Annotated in this window: 12 protein-coding genes; 7 read left to right on the forward strand and 5 right to left on the reverse strand. The window is 54.0% G+C overall.

Annotated elements, in window-relative coordinates; genetic code table 11:
- Window positions 1-283: 283 nt before the first annotated feature.
- Window positions 284-1,168: a LysR family transcriptional regulator gene (locus ACR0BI_RS10420; protein ID WP_170561671.1), complete on the reverse strand. Its 885-nt coding sequence runs from the start codon at window positions 1,166-1,168 to the stop codon at window positions 284-286.
- Window positions 1,169-1,263: 95 nt separating this feature from the next.
- Here ACR0BI_RS10420 and acdA point away from each other — a divergent pair, with 95 nt between their 5' ends.
- Both acdA and ACR0BI_RS10430 read left to right on the forward strand, forming a co-directional pair.
- The gene (gene acdA / locus ACR0BI_RS10425; RefSeq protein ID WP_480562106.1) at window positions 1,264-2,481 is read left to right on the forward strand and encodes a 3-sulfinopropanoyl-CoA desulfinase; all 1,218 of its coding nucleotides are present in this window, start codon (window positions 1,264-1,266) and stop codon (window positions 2,479-2,481) included.
- Window positions 2,482-2,822: 341 nt separating this feature from the next.
- Entirely contained in the window at window positions 2,823-3,176 is a 354-nt protein-coding gene (locus ACR0BI_RS10430; protein ID WP_170394225.1) for a hypothetical protein, read from the forward strand.
- Between the two features lie 566 nt (window positions 3,177-3,742).
- Here the strand turns inward: ACR0BI_RS10430 and ACR0BI_RS10435 are convergent.
- The gene (locus tag ACR0BI_RS10435) at window positions 3,743-5,440 is read right to left on the reverse strand and encodes a tetratricopeptide repeat protein (protein ID WP_480562104.1); all 1,698 of its coding nucleotides are present in this window, start codon (window positions 5,438-5,440) and stop codon (window positions 3,743-3,745) included.
- 293 nt (window positions 5,441-5,733) lie between these two features.
- Here ACR0BI_RS10435 and ACR0BI_RS10440 point away from each other — a divergent pair, with 293 nt between their 5' ends.
- From ACR0BI_RS10440 to nadC, 5 genes are all read left to right on the forward strand, one after another.
- Window positions 5,734-7,776 carry an alkyl/aryl-sulfatase gene (locus tag ACR0BI_RS10440; RefSeq protein ID WP_480562102.1) on the forward strand — a complete coding sequence of 681 codons (2,043 nt, stop codon included), beginning with the start codon at window positions 5,734-5,736 and terminating at the stop codon, window positions 7,774-7,776.
- 885 nt (window positions 7,777-8,661) lie between these two features.
- Window positions 8,662-9,543, forward strand: a complete 882-nt coding sequence (locus ACR0BI_RS10445; protein WP_170407551.1) for an NrtR DNA-binding winged helix domain-containing protein — start codon at window positions 8,662-8,664, stop codon at window positions 9,541-9,543.
- Window positions 9,544-9,620: 77 nt separating this feature from the next.
- On the forward strand, window positions 9,621-10,592 hold the full coding sequence (nadA, locus tag ACR0BI_RS10450) for a quinolinate synthase NadA (RefSeq protein ID WP_170407554.1): 972 nt from the start codon (window positions 9,621-9,623) through the stop codon (window positions 10,590-10,592).
- Window positions 10,589-12,127, forward strand: coding sequence for an L-aspartate oxidase (locus ACR0BI_RS10455; RefSeq protein WP_480562100.1), 1,539 nt, complete (start codon window positions 10,589-10,591; stop codon window positions 12,125-12,127). The genes nadA and ACR0BI_RS10455 overlap by 4 nt, the downstream gene beginning before the upstream one ends.
- A 3-nt stretch (window positions 12,128-12,130) precedes the next feature.
- Window positions 12,131-12,991, forward strand: a complete 861-nt coding sequence (gene nadC / locus ACR0BI_RS10460) for a carboxylating nicotinate-nucleotide diphosphorylase (RefSeq protein ID WP_480562098.1) — start codon at window positions 12,131-12,133, stop codon at window positions 12,989-12,991.
- 289 nt (window positions 12,992-13,280) lie between these two features.
- Here nadC and ACR0BI_RS10465 read toward each other — a convergent pair whose 3' ends face one another.
- The 3 genes from ACR0BI_RS10465 to ACR0BI_RS10475 all read right to left on the reverse strand — a co-directional run bounded on the left by ACR0BI_RS10465 (window position 13,281) and on the right by ACR0BI_RS10475 (window position 16,308).
- On the reverse strand, window positions 13,281-13,937 hold the full coding sequence (locus ACR0BI_RS10465; protein ID WP_480562096.1) for a sulfotransferase: 657 nt from the start codon (window positions 13,935-13,937) through the stop codon (window positions 13,281-13,283).
- Between the two features lie 12 nt (window positions 13,938-13,949).
- Entirely contained in the window at window positions 13,950-15,008 is a 1,059-nt protein-coding gene (locus ACR0BI_RS10470; protein WP_170561658.1) for a glycosyltransferase family 2 protein, read from the reverse strand.
- 214 nt (window positions 15,009-15,222) lie between these two features.
- Window positions 15,223-16,308, reverse strand: coding sequence for a hypothetical protein (locus ACR0BI_RS10475; protein ID WP_480878646.1), 1,086 nt, complete (start codon window positions 16,306-16,308; stop codon window positions 15,223-15,225).
- Between the last annotated feature and the right edge of the window lie 595 nt (window positions 16,309-16,903).

Genomic DNA, 16,903 nt, shown 5'->3' on the forward strand with positions numbered 1-16,903 from the left:
AATATTGGTCAAGCGCGCCTTAAGACATCACGGCGCCAGTTTGGAGAAATGCACGAGGCGGACACGCCTTTTACAATTGCAATAGCCTGATCTGTTCCGCGATTTTTGAGTTCCCGTGAATGCGGCCATCGCTCCCGTAGCGAGTGGCTAGTTAGACAGGCTGCATCGCAGCATCTAAACGGTTTATCCAAGGCCGGTTCCGGTCGTTCTTGCGTGAACCCAAAAGAGGGTTTCAAGACCTTAGTCGATCAAGCCGAAGCCGCGAGTGCAGGAAAGGTGTTTCTTATTCGCCCGCAGCGACGGCCTCGCCTGTCGAGAATAGCGCGGCAAGCATCGCCTCACTTCCAGCCAGCGCGCCCTTGCGCACGGTCGCAAGAACAAGTTTCCGAGCCGACGATTGTGGGAGACAAATACTTTTGACGTCGTCAGACCGATACCGCAAAACATCGGGGACAGGCAGAAGCGTAAATCCCAGGCCTGCCGAAACACATTCCATAATCGCTTCAAGGTTATCAAGGACAATGGTTTCGGAACCCTTTGGTCTTTTGTGCTTAAGCATCTCTCCAGCAATGAGTTTTCCGATCCCGGTGTCGGGCATAAAGTGAAAGAAGGGCTGTGCATTCAATAAACCCGCGAGGCCGTCTTTCAGCAATTTCTCATGGGCTGCAAAGGCAAAGGGTTCCTCTCGAAGCACCTTTTCCGCAAGCGTGTCTGGAACACCTTCTGCATCTGTAAGAAGGGCGGCATCAAGCTGACCGCTTACAACCTTTTCTTGTAGAACCTTGGACAGGCCGGTTTCGAATGAGAAGGTCGCTTGCGGTGCTTGACGTTTTGCGTTGTTCAGGAAGTTCGGCAGCAAGCGAACGGCAGCAGTTGTGACAAATCCTATTCGGAAATGCCCGACAAGCGTGTGCGTCGGGCGACAGATTTTGAGAAGGCTGTCTTCGTGCTGCAGGAGCGGGATCGATGCCTCGACGATGCTCCGGCCGATTGGCGTAAGTCGCGGTGGTCGTACGGTGCGGTCAAAGAGGTCGACGCCAAGCTCCGCCTCAAGCGCCTTCATCTGCATTGAAAGTGCAGACAATGTCATGTTTTGCTGCTCGGCCGCTTTCGCAAAGGAGCCGACATTCGAGACCCGTATGAGGGTTCTGAGAGAACGTGTCTGCATAAGTTAAAGTATACTGGATTAGATATCCAATTTTATTCGATTGTGTTGTATTACTGCAAGCGTATTCTGTTAAAAAACAGAGACGAGGGACACGCATGCCGCATCCGCTTGTGAACGTTGCGAAAGAACTGGCCCCAGAATTTGAGAAACGTGCCGCAGATTGGGACAGATCGCGCAGGTATTGCTGGCAGAATGTTGGCGAATTGGCCGATGCTGGCATCATGGGTATGACCATTCCCAAGAAATATGGTGGGCAGGGCGCGAGTTTTCTGGATGTCACCATGGTGGTGGAAGAGATCGCAAAAGCCTGCACCCTGACCGCCCGCATCGTTGTCGAGGGCAACATGGGCGGCATCAGTGCGGTCATGGGGTACGGCAATGATGAGCAGAAGGCTTTTTGTGCTCAGCATGTCCTGGCAGGAGATAAGCCTGCGATCTGCATAACCGAACCTGACTCGGGAAGTGCCGCGACCGAAATGCAGACTACCGCGCGGAAACAGGGTCGCACATACATCCTCAACGGGTCCAAGCATTGGATCACTGGTGGAGGGGTCTCGAAGCTGCACCTGATCTTTGCCCGCGTGCTCGATGAGGCAGGCGTCGATCAGGGGATTGGCGGTTTCATTCTGTTTGCCGATCCGATGTCAGGTGATACGCCCAAGGGGTTCACCGTGGTGGGTCGCGAATACACGATGGGCCTTTGCGGTATGCCCGAAGCAGAATTGCGGTTCGAAAATATCGAGATCAACGAGAAATGGCTGGTCAAACCGCCTTCACGATTGAAGCGTGGCTTTGCCGACCTGATGAACGCTTACAATTCGCAACGCGTCGGTGCGGGAGCAGTTGCTATGGGTGTTGCGGCAGGGGCACTTGAACATGCAAAACGCTACCTCGTTCAACGTGAACAGTTCGGGCGCCCGCTTGCAGAATTCCAGGGGCTTCAATGGATGCTGGCCGATATGGACACGAAAGTTCATGCAGCTAGGCTGCTGCTCCATGAAGCGGCACGATCGCGTGGCCCAAACGGCAGTCAGTATCCCGATATGACCATGGCCGCCCGCGCCAAGCTTTTTGCGTCCGAGATGGCTATTAAGGTGGTCAGCGATGCGCTGCAGATGTTCGGCGCGCGCGGCTACAGCGATCGTGAACCTCTGGAGCGGATGTATCGCGATGTGCGCATGTTCACTATCGGCGGCGGGACCGCACAGATTCTCCGGACCCAAATCGCCGGAAATATTCTAGGCATTCAAACACCACAGACGCGGGACGGATATACGCGCCTTGCCGACATGGAGCGTTACGCGGCTGAATAGTAGACCCTATAAAAAATGAAAAAGGACTTTCGGGCCGCCGACTTTCTTGTGCCGCAGCCCTACGCGTCTGCGTGCAGTCACGCCTTCGGCATGCTCGGCCGACGGTTTTTTCGCGTTAATCTAGTTGCCAAGTTAGCCAACTTAGCTGCGCAAGAAAGGCGCTGTATTCATGCGCCAGAGAAGTTTGCGACCGAGCCAGCGAAACAAATGCAATTTTACGCTGCGTAAAATGGCGGGGCTATTTTTCGACAATCGTAAACTTCCTAAATGAGATCTGCCTAGGCAGGCAAGTTTAGCGTGTACGCCAAGCAATTACTTCGATTCCCTAAAGGAAAGCTGCGATGAAAAAGTTCATTTTTGTTGCTCTCATCAGTCTCACCGCATGCACTCAGTACCCGATGCAGAAGCCACTGATGGTTGACGGAACCAGGAATGCGACCTTCTACACAGATGAGGCTGAATGCCGATTGATGGCCGCGAGTTTCAATCCTGGGCAGCGTAAAATGGATGCTACGTTCGGCGCTATTGATGGTGCGGTTACTGGTTGGGTTGTTGGCGAGAAGGAAGATGTCATCGGAGGTGCGATCGCAGGTGGCATCGTCGGATCTGTGCGCGGCCAGTACAATGACGAAATGGCGCGGCGTCATGTGCTTGTGAACTGCATGCAGGTGCGTGGTCACGGTGTGGTGGGCTAGTAATGGCTGCAGATTACTCAGTGGTTTATCGAACTGGGCCTTGGCCCTGACTCAAAAAAGGGTCCGAACAGAGTTCGTAATTTTGGGGCAAATTCTGACCAGAGAAGGAGTGCTCTGATGCCGAATAAACGTTTCAGTTGTAAAAGTTAAAGAAACCGGCCTGATTGGGTGGGTGAACAGTGTCGCGCAGATCTTCCAAAGACGCGTTTCGATTGCCTTGCATGTTGGAGCGTCGAATTGACATATCCCACCCAGAAGCGCGCTTCTTTCAGGCTACAGGTGATCAACTTCCGCATGTTTAGCACCGATGATCAAAGTGTTTTGCAATGCCGAAACTACGTAAAAGGTCGTCCCAAAAAAACGCCAACTCTGACAAACCATTCCAGACATGGACTGGCAGCGACCGTTGGCCCGCTTGCGTGAAAGCTAGAAAATCAAACGACGATCTGATGATATGAAGTCAGCCATCTGACGTGGTTTACTTATTGCTGCGTACAAGGGTGATGCGATTCCAGATAACTGTGAAACCCACCGATGACTAAGTGTGCGGAAACTGGATAAGCCGATCAAGAATCTGACAAACCAGCCTTCTGGAGGCTGGCCAACAGGTTCTCCTTAAATGTGGCGTCAAGTTGCCAAATGGCAAGTATATCCGATGCAACAGATGAAAAATCTGGGCGTAGAACCAACAAGCTGCGTAGAGCCGCCTGGGCCTGTTCCCCATTTCCCAGTTTGCTGTGTAGCGCGGCCTGCCATAGATGGGTCCAGAAGAAACCTGGCATATCGATTTGTTCCAATTGTGCCAGCGCCGCTTCATAGTCGCCCCGGTCGAACTCGTAAAAAACCCGCGGAAACAGATACCACTGAGGATGCACAGGGTTCAGAGCGATTGCCCGGTCTAAAATAGCAAGTCCTTTGTCCCATTCGCCACTGAACGCCAGACGCATCCCGTAATGGGCCAGAATGTCGGTGTCATTCGGATTCAGGTCAATCGCCCGTTGCCCGGCCTCGCGGAACCCGGCAAAATCACCGAGCACGAACCGCATATTGGCCATCATCAAATGTCCAGCTGCCAGATTTGGGTCGATCTCGACCGTCCGGCGTGCTGCGGCATCGGCTGCGGCCAGAATCTGTTCGCGATTTCCGCCCAGCCCAAAACGTATCTGTTGCAGATACAGGTTCGACAGCACCGCCCAAGCCTCGGCATAATCCGGAGCCTTCTCAAGCGCGTTCAGGATGCAGGATTTGATTTCGGCATGGCGATCCAGATTGATGGTTACCTGATAGCTGTAATAACCAAGCACACATTCATAAGCATCGCGATTGTTGGGTGGAATTCTATCGGCATCTCGCATCGCGCCAAGCGTCAGTAGCCCGTATTTCCCGGCCAGTTTACCCATTACATCTCGGATAATGCTGTCCTGTACCGCATAGATCTCCTTGGAGGTATTGCTGACCTCGTAGCTTTGCGACCAGATATATCTTCGGTCTTTCAGATCAATGAGGCGTGCGGAAAGGCGCAAGGTGTCGCTCCTGTCCATCACATTGCCTTCCAGCGCGAAATCGGCGTTGAATTCTGTACGCAAGCTCGCCGTATCAATCTCGGTTTCACCAGAATGCAGTGTGCTGCCAAGGGGCAAGACCCAGATGTCCCGGAACCGGATCAACTCGGTCGTCAACTGCCGGGTAAGTCCAGCGGCGAGGTACTCGGGGCCCTCTCCCAGAGTTTCAAAGGGCAGTACAGCCACGACGGGCCCTTTGGGCAAGCTGTGATTTGCCTGTTCCTCAGGCGTCCCTGAACGGGTCAATCCCCAGATCAGCCCAAACAATGTCAGGCCAAAGGCGGCAGCCAGTCCAATCTGAGCGCGTCGTCGCCTCCTGAGCCCGGCCTTGGGCCGGGCGTCAGCAGGTGCCGGAACAGGGCCGGGCAGTGAAGATTTTTCGAACCGCGGCGCGTATCCTCCTTTGGGCATGGTGAGGCGTATCGGATCGCCCCGACCGGGCCCGGCATAATAGGTGTCAATCTCCTGCCGTAGTCGCCGCGCCTCAAGTCGGACAATCGGATCGACCTGCTGGTCGAAGCTTTCGTCGCGGTCAAAGACCGACATGGCAATCGACACGCCTTTGATCTGATCTGAACGACCGGCCAGATATTCCTCGATGATATAGTTCAGAAATGCGCGGCGTTTGGGGCTGGCGGTGAAATCCGGATGATCCAGGATACGTTGCATCTGTACCCGAATTTCGCGCTCGGTAGTATCCACTTCAATATCCCTCTGTCTCGGGAAAACCAAGGAAAACCATTATGTTGGCCTCGTTGATACATGTGTTTTTCGACAGGTGGCAACATGTTTGCACTTCTCGGGAAAAATTCTGCGGATAAGAGGGCCGCACTGCTGGTCGTACAGGCAGGCACCCGGCTTCCAAAAGATCGCGCATCTCGGCACTTCTGGACGTCAATGCACCGGCGGGACGAATTTCAACCTCGTGGTTCGTCCCGTCAGACCTCCTGCGCTGCGACCTCTTTTGAAGCGTTCATGATAGGAACCGATTATATATGCCACGCCGAACCACCTTACTCTTGACCGTCACCTTTTTGACGCTGACCTCAGGTCTTGCCGTCGCGCAGGATGATAGTCCTCAGCACTTTGACCCGAAGGGCAAGCTGTCCTCGGATTACACGATCGAATTCCAGCAAACCCAACGCAATAACCTGCCGTTCGATGACGAGCGTGACTTTGAAGAAAGCCGCAAGGGGCTAATTGCGGTTCCAGAATACCGCCAGATCAAAACCGAGGATGGCACCGTCGCCTGGGACATCGGCAGCTATGACTATCTGCTCGAGGGCAAAGAGTTCGACTCGATCCACCCGTCGTTGCAGCGTCAGGCGATCCTGAACATGAATTTCGGCCTGTACGAGATTCTCGACGACAGCATCTATCAGGTGCGTGGCTTCGATCTGTCCAACATCACTTTTATTCGTGGCGATACCGGCTGGATCATCTTTGACCCGCTGGCCTCCAAGGAAACTGCCGCTGCAGCGCTGAAGCTGCTGAACGACACCGTGGACGAACTTCCTGTCAAGGCGGTTGTCTATTCGCATTCCCACGCCGACCATTATGGCGGTGTGCGCGGAGTGATCACCGATGAGGACGTGGCAAACGGCGTGGAGGTGATCGCGCCCGAAGGTTTCATGGAACATGCGGTTTCCGAAAACGTCTATGCGGGCAACGTGATGAACCGCCGTCTGTTTTTTCAATACGGCGTATTGCTGCCACGCAGCCCGTTCGGTCATGTGGATCAGTCCATCGGCAAGAACATCTCGGCTGGCACCACGGGCTTGATCGAACCGACCCGCTATGTCTCGGACGCGTGTGAAGAGATCATCGTAGACGGCGTGCGTATGATCTTCCAGAATACACCGGGTACTGAAGCACCTGCTGAGATGAATACCTATTTCCCCGACCTCAAGGCATTCTGGGCGGCGGAAAACATCACTAGCACAATTCACAACATCTATACCTTGCGTGGCGCACTGGTGCGCGATGCGCTGAGCTGGTCCAAGCATGTCAATGACGCGCTGTACAAGTTTGGGCAGGATGCCGAGTTGATGTTCGCCTCTCACTCTTGGCCCCGTTACGGAAATGAGCGCATTCAAGAAGTGATGCGTGCGCAGCGTGACACTTACGCCAATCTTAACAACGGGGTGTTGAATCTGGCCAACAAGGGCGTGACCATCAATCAGATTCACAACGTCTATGACGTGCCGGAAAGCCTGCAGCAGCAATGGGCCGCGCGCAGCTATCATGGCTCGGTCGAGCATAACAGCCGGGCGGTGATAAACCGTTATCTGGGCGACTGGGATGCCAACCCCACCACGCTCACACCTCTGTCGCCAGAAGACAGCGCGCCGCTGTTTGTCGAGATGATGGGCGGCGCCGAGCCAATCCTGTCGAAAGGGCAGGAATTGGTGGACACCGGTAAATATCTTGAAGCGACCGAGATTCTAAACAAACTGGTCTACGCCGAGCCACAGAACCAGGCCGCCAAGGACCTGTTGGCCGACGCGTTCGAGCAGATCGGGTATCAGAAGGAAAGCCCTTCGGTCCGCAACTCGTTCCTTGGCGCGGCGTTCGAACTGCGCAACGGTATTCCGCAGGGCGCTACCATCGAGACCACCGGTCCCGATACGATAAAGGCGATGCAGACCACGATGTGGCTCGACTTTCTGGCCATTCGCGTCAATAGCGCCAAAGCCGCCGATATGGAGTTCACCATCAACCTGTCGATCCCCGACCGGGACGAGAACATCGTTGTCGAGATGAGCAATGCCACTCTGACTCATATCGTCGATCAGGTGGCGGAAGACGCCGATCTTTCGATCAGTCTGAGCCGCACGGACATGGAAAAGGTCATGACCGGTGAGCGCAGATTGACCGAGATGCTCGCTGATGGCACCGCGCAGTCTGAGGGCAACGCCGAGATCGTAGCGCAACTGGCTTCGACCCTGGATCAATTCGATTTGGGTTTCGAGTTGATGCCCGGCACCGGTGCGCAGGATTTGACACCACCCGCCAATGATTTGCCCAGCCAGGGTTAGCAAACTCGAGTGGCGGCTGAGACGGGACCGTCCGATTGAAAGCTGGCTCAGGGTTTTGCTGCCCTGGGCCTCTCTCTTTCTGACTATTGGACCGGGAGAAGTTTTCGACCAGTAGTGCCGGTATCGGAGCAGCAGAATGCCCCGCCCGAACGACTGCTGGATTGTTACCGCCGTGCGCGGACTCTTTCATCCGTGGTGTCAATGCGGGATCAGAATCTTCAGCCTAAGAAAGCCAAAGCGCATGACGCAAAAATCAAACTGGGATGTTCTGAAACTTGCAATTTGTGAACATCAGCCAAGATATCAAACTACCTAGAGGCCCTGATCCGTAGATTTCAATTCACTCCTGGACCCCGTCCCGTACAACGATTCAAAGAACTGGCCGCTTAGCGCCGCGGGTCGGATGGGTATCTTCGAATTGGAGGAAGCTTCACAACCCAATTGTCGAATGTGACGTGGTCAGACTTTAGCTGTGACATGCTATGATCGCTTCCAAATTTCGATAAGACACTGTGTGTCGCAAATCGAAGTATTTAGTGTAATCAATAATGTCTTTGCGGAAACGGCAGCCTTCAAAAAGATCATACGTAAGACCGTTCTGAGAACTACCTTAGCGAAACGAACACCTCAACTGGCTGTTTGGTCAGCCCGAACCCATATCTTGCGACACTTCTCAAGTCGTGAGACGAAACTGTATTTCAGGTTCATTGGACCGAAAGTAGTAACCTGATGTTAGAACAGTGGGACGATTAACTGGGCCAGAAATGCTTGTTCTCTGAAGAAGCACCCGTCAAACTGTATTTTTCTTCAAGCCAAGGTACTAAATTTGGGTTAGAACGCACATTCTAACCAACGCTTCGCGACATTCTACAAACAGGAAATTCCTTGCCAAGTGGACTAGCCCCTGCCGAACTGATCGCAATCCTAATCGCCGTGACTGATGATCAGCCGCGTGTCATGACCTTGCGTGGCGGTAACGCGCTACCTTCGGGACCGTTCGAATCTTCACACCGCAGCTTGCAAAGCGGCTTGCGGGCCTGGATTGAGGCGCAGACCGGCCATCCGGTGGGATATCTTGAACAGCTTTATACCTTTGCAGACAAGGATCGCGATCCACGCTCGGGTTATGCCGACAACTCTCAGCGTATCTCGATCAGCTATCTCGGTCTGGTGCGGGAGCAGGATACTACCGGTGCTGGACGTCCGGCATGGCGTAGCTGGTATCAGTACTTCCCATGGGAGGATCATCGTGATCGCAGCCCAGAAGAGCTACTGCAAATTATCAAACGTATCTCAGCTTGGGCAGGAAGTGATCCGCTAAAACTGCAGCGTGTGGACTATCTGTTTGGTTTGAATGGGAAGACTTGGAACGAAGAACTGGTTTTGCAACGTTATGAGCTGATGTACGAAGCAGGGCTTGTTGACACTCCTGAATTCGGTCGTCACATGGAAGCGGACAACCGTCGCATTCTCGCCACCGGCATATCTCGCTTGCGGGCCAAGATAAAATACTCTCCGGTGGTGTTCGAGCTCATGCCCGAAAGCTTCACCTTGCTGCAGTTACAGCGCACAGTCGAAGCGCTGTCTGGTCTACACCTGCACAAACCCAATTTTCGCCGCCAGATTGATCAGCAGGAATTGATTGAAGATACCGGCGAAATGTCCAGCGGCACCGGTGGTCGCCCGGCGCGCCTGTTCCGATATAGGCCGGCCATTCTAGAGGCTCGCATGCTGTCGGGCGTCAGATTACCTCTCTCCCGGTCCTGAACCTCGCTTGACATAATCTCGAATCGAGAATAAGCATGGCCCCAATATACTCGATGCGAGTATAAATGGAGAAGCCAATGAAAGATTTTCGCCTTCCAGACCTCTACGACCGGGTAAAGCAGATCATCCCGCAACCCGAATGGATGCTGTTTGAAGATGATCTGGAAGCCGTCCTTGATCTCAAGCGTGAGAGGAATGCGGTCATCCTCGCCCACAATTACCAAACGCCGGAGATCTTCCACGGAGTTGCCGATATCGTGGGCGACAGCCTTGCGCTTGCGCGCGAAGCTGTCGAGGTTGATGCCGATGTCATTGTGTTGGCTGGTGTGCATTTTATGGCGGAAACTGCCAAGCTGCTGAATCCTGATAAGACAGTGCTGATCCCAGATTTGGGGGCGGGGTGTTCACTGGCGGATTCCATCACACCCGAGGATATTGCGCTTCTGCGCGAAGCCCATCCCGGCGTTCCGGTGATCACATATGTAAACACTTCGGCAGCGGTGAAGGCGGCATCGGATATCTGCTGCACGTCGGGCAACGCAGTAAAGGTGGTGGAATCCCTCGGAGTGCCGCGCGTGTTGATGATCCCGGACGAGTATCTCGCCAAGAACGTCGCCAAAGAGACCGATGTCGAATTGATCGCATGGCATGGACATTGCGAGGTGCACGAACTGTTTACTCCAGCCGATATACGTGAAATGCGCGAAGCGTGGCCGGGTGTTACGGTCCTAGCCCATCCTGAGTGCCCGCCCGAAGTGGTTGCCGAAGCAGATTTTTCTGGCTCTACCGCAGTCATGTCGGATTTCGTCGGCGACAAAAAACCGACGCGGGTTTGCCTGCTGACCGAATGCTCGATGAGCGACAACGTGGCGCTGAACCATCCTGAGGTGGAATTCGTGCGCCCCTGTAACCTGTGTCCACATATGAAGCGCATTAGTCTGCGCAACATTCGCAACGCATTGGAACTGGGCCATCACGAAGTCACCGTCGATCCGGCCATCGCCGAAGATGCGCGCCGCGCGGTAGAACGGATGCTGGCAGTGAAATGATCTGGCTCGAAGGGCTTCATGGTCGAACTGCCATCATCGGTGGCGGCATCGCCGGGCTGACGGCAGCGCTGGAACTAGCTCCACAACCCGTAGTACTAATCACCCGTGCAGGGCTGGGCCAGGAATGTTCCAGCGCTTGGGCTCAAGGAGGGATTGCCGCCGAACTAGGCACGGATGGTGATCCTGCGCAACACTTGGCCGATACTTTGCGGGCGGGCGACGGGCTGTGCGACGAAACCCTGGCGTCGGCCATTCTCTGCGAAGCGCAAAAGGCGATCACTGGTTTAGAGAAACATGGCGTTCGTTTCGATAGAACCGCCGACGGCACATATGCCTTGGGGCGCGAGGCCGCGCATTCCCGCCGCCGCATACTGCATGCAGGCGGCGACCGCACCGGAGCCGAAATCACATCGGCCCTTGCGAGTGCCGTGTTGCAATGCCAGTCGATCACTTGCTTGACCGGAGTCGAAGCCCGACGGGTGTTGACGCTAGACGGACACGTCACAGGCGTTCATCTGCAAAAAGATGCCCAAGCAGAGGTATTGCGCACATCTCAGGTCGTTATGGCGACAGGCGGTTGCGGCGGTCTGTTTGGTGTCAGCACCAACCCTTCAGGTAATTTCGGCCAGGGTGTCATGATGGCCGCCCGCGCCGGGGCAGCGTTGCGCGATATGGAATTTGTCCAGTTTCATCCCACAGCGCTGGATGCCAAGCAGACACCACTGGCATTGGTCAGTGAAGCCGTCCGGGGCGAAGGCGCAATTCTGATTGACCAAACCGGCAAGCGCTTCATGTCGCATATTCCGGGGGCTGAACTGGCCCCGCGCGACGTGGTGGCTCGTGCCGTGCATCAGGTCATATTGGAAGGTGGGCGAGTGTTTCTTGATGCTCGTGCCGCGCTTGGTGCCGAATTTGTCCAGCGGTTCCCTGGCATCCATGCATTGTGCGCAGCAACCGGAATTGATCCGGCGCGCGATCCCATACCGATACTTCCGGCTGCGCATTACCACATGGGCGGTATCGCCGTTGATGAGTATGGAAGAAGCACTCTGTTAGGCCTTTGGGCCATAGGTGAATGCGCGGCCACTGGCCTGCATGGTGCCAATCGCCTTGCTAGTAATTCACTGCTGGAGGCGGTGGTGATGGGATGCCGCGCCGCAAATGATGTTGCCAAGGCAGAAATGAGAAACCTGTCATTTGTTCCTACAGTTACCGCTCTGCCTCGTGCTGACCCTAGCTCTGTCCGGCCTTTGGCTACAAAATTTCTGGGTTTGATCCGCGACGAGGTGGGATTGCGTCAAGTCATTTCAAAGTTGTCTCCGTTGGTCGAAACCGCTGCCTGCGCTTCTGACCCGGCACTAGTCGCGCTTTCGATCGCGGTCTTTGCCGATCTGCGCCGAGAATCGCGTGGCGGACATTACCGAAGCGACTTCCCCAATCCTGAGGCGAACGCGCAATCTCTTTTGATGACTCTGACCGAAGTACTTGCTCATGCGAGTTTGAACAGTCAGGAACCCTTTCTGAGGACTGCTTGAGAAATGACTATCATGCCCCTAGCCCCGTTGCCCCGAACGATGCTGGAGCCGGTGATCCGCCGCGCACTTGATGAAGATTTGGGCCTCGCCGGAGATGTCACCTCCTCGGCTGTTATTCCTTCGGATCATGTTTCCGAAGTTGTGGCTTGCGCGCGTCAATCCGGATGTATTTCCGGTCTGGATTGTGCTGAATTGGCTTGTGAGCTGATAGACCCGGCGATCAAAGTAATCCGTCATGTCGAGGATGGTGGGACAGTCGCGCCCGGCACAGTGATCGCTACCTTCAAAGGACCATCGCGCAGTCTGCTGATTGCTGAACGTACGGCGCTCAACTTCTTGGGTCATCTATCGGGTATTACAAGTGTGACTGCCGATATGGTTCGCCGCGTCGAAGGCACGCGTGCTGCCATCGTCTGTACCCGAAAAACAACGCCCGGTTTGCGGGCGTTAGAGAAATACGCTGTGCGATCAGGCGGCGGCATGAACCATCGCTACTCCCTAAGTGACGCGGTGCTGATCAAGGACAACCACATCGCCATAGCCGGGGGTGTCCGCCCAGCCTTGAATCGGGCCAAAGAGACAGTCGGTCATATGGTCAAGATCGAGATCGAGGTCGACACGCTGGAGCAGTTGGCCGAAGTACTGAAAATCGGTGTTGATGCGGTGCTTCTGGATAACATGGATCCAAAAACCTTAAGCGAAGCTATAGGCATGATTGATGGTCAAGCCATTGCCGAAGCTTCAGGCGGGATAACCCCAGATAATGTGCGGGCTGTGGCGAACACCGGTGTTGATTTGATTTCTATGGGCTGGATCACCCACAGTGCACACTGCCTCGATATTGGTCTGGATTTTGTGCTCTAACAGCACCAAGAGTAAACCAACAGTTACGACGCTCATTGCCCAAATTGTCGATATCAACGGCCTTTCCAAAAGATTGCCAAAGGCAAGAGCATTGCCGACACAATAGGAAACAAGGCAATCAAAAGATGCGCGGCGGCGCAGCCTGCCTGTTCAGTCTTGTCACTCCGTTAGCCATCCAAGCTGGGCAAGTTTTAAGTCGCATTCATTCGTCAGAGAGTTGGCGACCGAATCTTTCGTTCTCGCCCACACTCGAATTCTTATGCTGCTCAAGTAAGCAAGCCATGACATCTCAATTCGGAGAAACTGCATCGTCGGCGTCATTGCCTCCGGACGTTTTGCCCTCATGGCCGAAGAAAGTCGGATCAGTCTCAAAATCAGGCGCAAGGAACTCGGACATCTGGTCAGGGCTGTCTGTTTCTATATTATATATCAATAATTTAACCGGTTGGTCCTTAAAAAATTCGGGCACCTCCTGATGATGCCGGTCCCATTCTTCTGACCAATGATCAATTACCTGATCAACCGACTCGAAATTCATACCCTTACGATAACGCTCAGCATAAAACCCATTGCCATGGTTTCGGCGACTTGCAATCCACCTGTCTTTGTCTCGAGTGTTCAATATGAAATAGGAATTGGGATAATATGCCGCGAGTTGACGAAAATAACGGCAACCTTCAATCACGCGTGAGCCGCTCACCATCTGCATGTCGGTGTAGCCGACCCAACGGTCGATGCCATTGAGTGGCGCATAGCCATACTTAAGATTGTTAGCGAGCGCGCGGGCCAGATTGCCACGCTTGAAGTGAACCGTCGGAATGCCGTTGTTATCTAGAAAGGCGGAAATCGACCTTGTGCCGCACTTGTTGAAACCGACCTGAAATATCCGCCGCGTACGTCCTGCACGGGTGGAGAGATATTCAGGGGCTATTGATGATTGCGGCACGAAGGAAGGCTCCTACTCGGACTCTGCGGCGGCTTTCTGGTTCGCGCGCATGGCAACTGAAATAAGCTGACGGGCCGTATGCTCCGTCAGAGGTGTGGTTTGGCCAGCCATCATCAGGCGAGCAAAAAACGCGCGTTCAGGTTCTGACTCCAAAAGTTCCTTAAATCGCTTGTGCCGCCATTCGCAGGCCTTGTCATGTAGCTTCTTCAGTGTGGCATCTGATTTTAGCTCGGTAACCCGAGCAGCCCGTGCCAATTGGTAGCGGGAAATAGAGACGTCCTGATCGCTGTTAAAGTTGTAATCGACCCAATAATCCATGCCGATTTTCTCTTTGAAATGCACCCCACGTCCACGCGCACGTTTGAGCAGAAAGGAGTCCATCGCGCCCAAAGCATAATGGTTAAGCTGAACCCTCATGGTCGTATCTTGCGTATAGTTGGAAAATACCCGCTGGCGGCGATGATCGCCACCAAGCAAACGGCCTGATCCATCATACCAGCGCGCCTCATCCACGCGGGTCTGATCAGGCGAAATTGGCCGATGAATGCCTGGTTTACGGTAAATCCCGTTGTTGCGATAAAGCGTTTTGAACATCGAGGCGCGCCACGGCCAAAGGATGGGTTTGGGGGCGCACGAAGTGAACTGTTGGGTCACCGGCGCATCTTCAAAATAAACGATCCCTGCATTTCCGAATAGCCGCCAGGTGAGCGTGATCGCATCCGCCTCGGGGAGGCTATGGATGAGCGCGTTTAATGAGCCGTCGCCAATATGGATATTTACAAACTCATCAATATCGAGCGCCAGTATCCAGTCTGCTTCTTTCAATAGAGGATGTTTGGCGGCTTGTTTCATAGCCTGCCACTGTACGCTCTTATCGGGCTTGGCCTCATGGCTGACATGAGTGATTTGCCCCATCTCTTCGAGTCGGTGCAACATCAGATCGGTGCCATCCGCGCAATCATTTGAGAAGATCAGAAAATCAGTGAAACCAACCATCTGATGATGGGCGAGCCATTCCAACAGGAACGCGCCTTCATCTTTGACCGTCAGGATCGCTAGCTTTCGTGTCATTCTATTCCTTTGATCCGACGCTTCAGTCTGGTCATCCGCCAGACCGCATGTCATGTGGTGCTCATTGAGAATAACGGTTTTGCAGATGTTCTGAACTGCGAATTTCGCGTAGGAACGAAAAAAGTACGGCGTGGCATCATGTTGCCAACTTGGGTGATTTCCAACTCGGTGGTAGGTGGATCTAAAAGGCTGAGAGTGAACCGAATAGATGCACTTATTGTTCAATTAGCCGTCTTAGCCCGACAGCTCCGTTTGAAAGTGCAGATCGGCGGTAAGACTTCAGCGCTGCCTGCAGATCGCTGAGTTCTGCATCACTCGCCTCTGAAATGCGGGTCAGGCTTGCCTCTAACCCATTGTCAGCAATCAGCATTGGTGGTCGGTAACAGGCCTCTGACCAGCGGTCCATGACGATCGGCACACAGAATCCACCCGAAGAGGACAGGGCAGATGTGATCTTGATCCGTTGATATTGTTCATAGTCAAATGGCATGAGCGGATGTATCACCTGAGCGCCCGCCAGTGCGTCAAAATACGCGGCATGCCCGACCTGCCCGCTGTTGTCCAAAGGCACGCACGTAAAACGCGCGTCAAGCTTTCGGTCCTGGATCTCACTTTCAACCTTGGCGCGATCTCCGCCTCCTGACGGCAGGATGAAATGCAGATTCTGAAAGGCGTCCGGTCGATTGCCAAGAAGATTCAGCAGGCCAGGGTAATCACGTGTCCGCATGTTAACGTTGCCGGGGATCACGACCTGACGCGGCTGGCCCAATTTTGGTTCCGGATCATCGATCCAATAAAACGGCTCCAACGTCGCGATCCTGTCCATATGGGCTTTGCCCACCCGGCTGATCCATTCAGCCGTGACATGTGCACTCAGGCTGATGTAGCGCGCATTTGGCATCTGAAGCGTCTCGCGCAGGGGTGCCATCTGGCTGAACTGATCCAGATTATGCAGGACCATGATCAATGGCTTCTTCACTCCACGCGCCCAGCTTGCCGCTTTTGGACGACTCAAAGAGGCCATGAGGACGAAGTCATGTTCGGCCGCTTCAATTGCAGCCATAGTAGACTTGATGTGTTTTGGTGCATCCGCAGCCCGGTAATCCGGCGTGCTTAAAGGCACATACTCAACATCAAATTCCAATCCCGGGACCAAGGCCATGATATCTCCGCGCAGCTTTAAGATCCGGCGATGCAGAAAGATTCGTGGTCGGTACCCGTTGGCATTACAGGCGGCCACCAAGCTGGGGATGACTTCTTCATGGCGCGGTTCAAATTGTACAATTGCACAGCGCTTCATAGTTTCTTCCTGTTGCCTGGGTTGCCTCGGGCCCTCGTTTTCGGTTTGACCCTGTGGAAGTTGTCTATCGATAGCTACACTTGCCGTCTACATCCAACGCCGAACAGGCCGGATCTCAGACCAGATTGTTTGAGCGGAGGTATCCGGTCTGATGGTATTTCCCAGCGTTGCGGTTTCGTTCACTATTCCGATAAAAAGCGGGTTTTAGCACATCATCACAATCTGGGTCTGTAACTCCGTGGGTCTCGCGTAGTTGACTGGCGTGTGATTTGGGGAATAAGGGCTCAAGACGCGCTATATGTGCGCCAGCCAACCAATATAAGTCAGACATATTCACCGCTCGATTTCGAACCGTGAATCGCGCTAGCAAGGTCCGTTTGCTGGGTCGGGATTTGCCGCAGGGTTGCTCTATCAAAGCTTGGTCGTAATGGGTTTGGGTTTCTGCCGAACAGAAACGGTTTAAGCCCTATCTTCTGTCGATTTGAAGCGAAAGATGAGGCGGCATTGTCAAAACGTGAAGCGAGAAGTTTCCAATCTCTTAGTTTATGAGCGGGATCTCAATGCAGTTTCTGCGCATGCTAAGTCGATTGCGAGC

The sequence above is a fragment of the Ruegeria sp. E5 genome, from assembly GCF_056534105.1.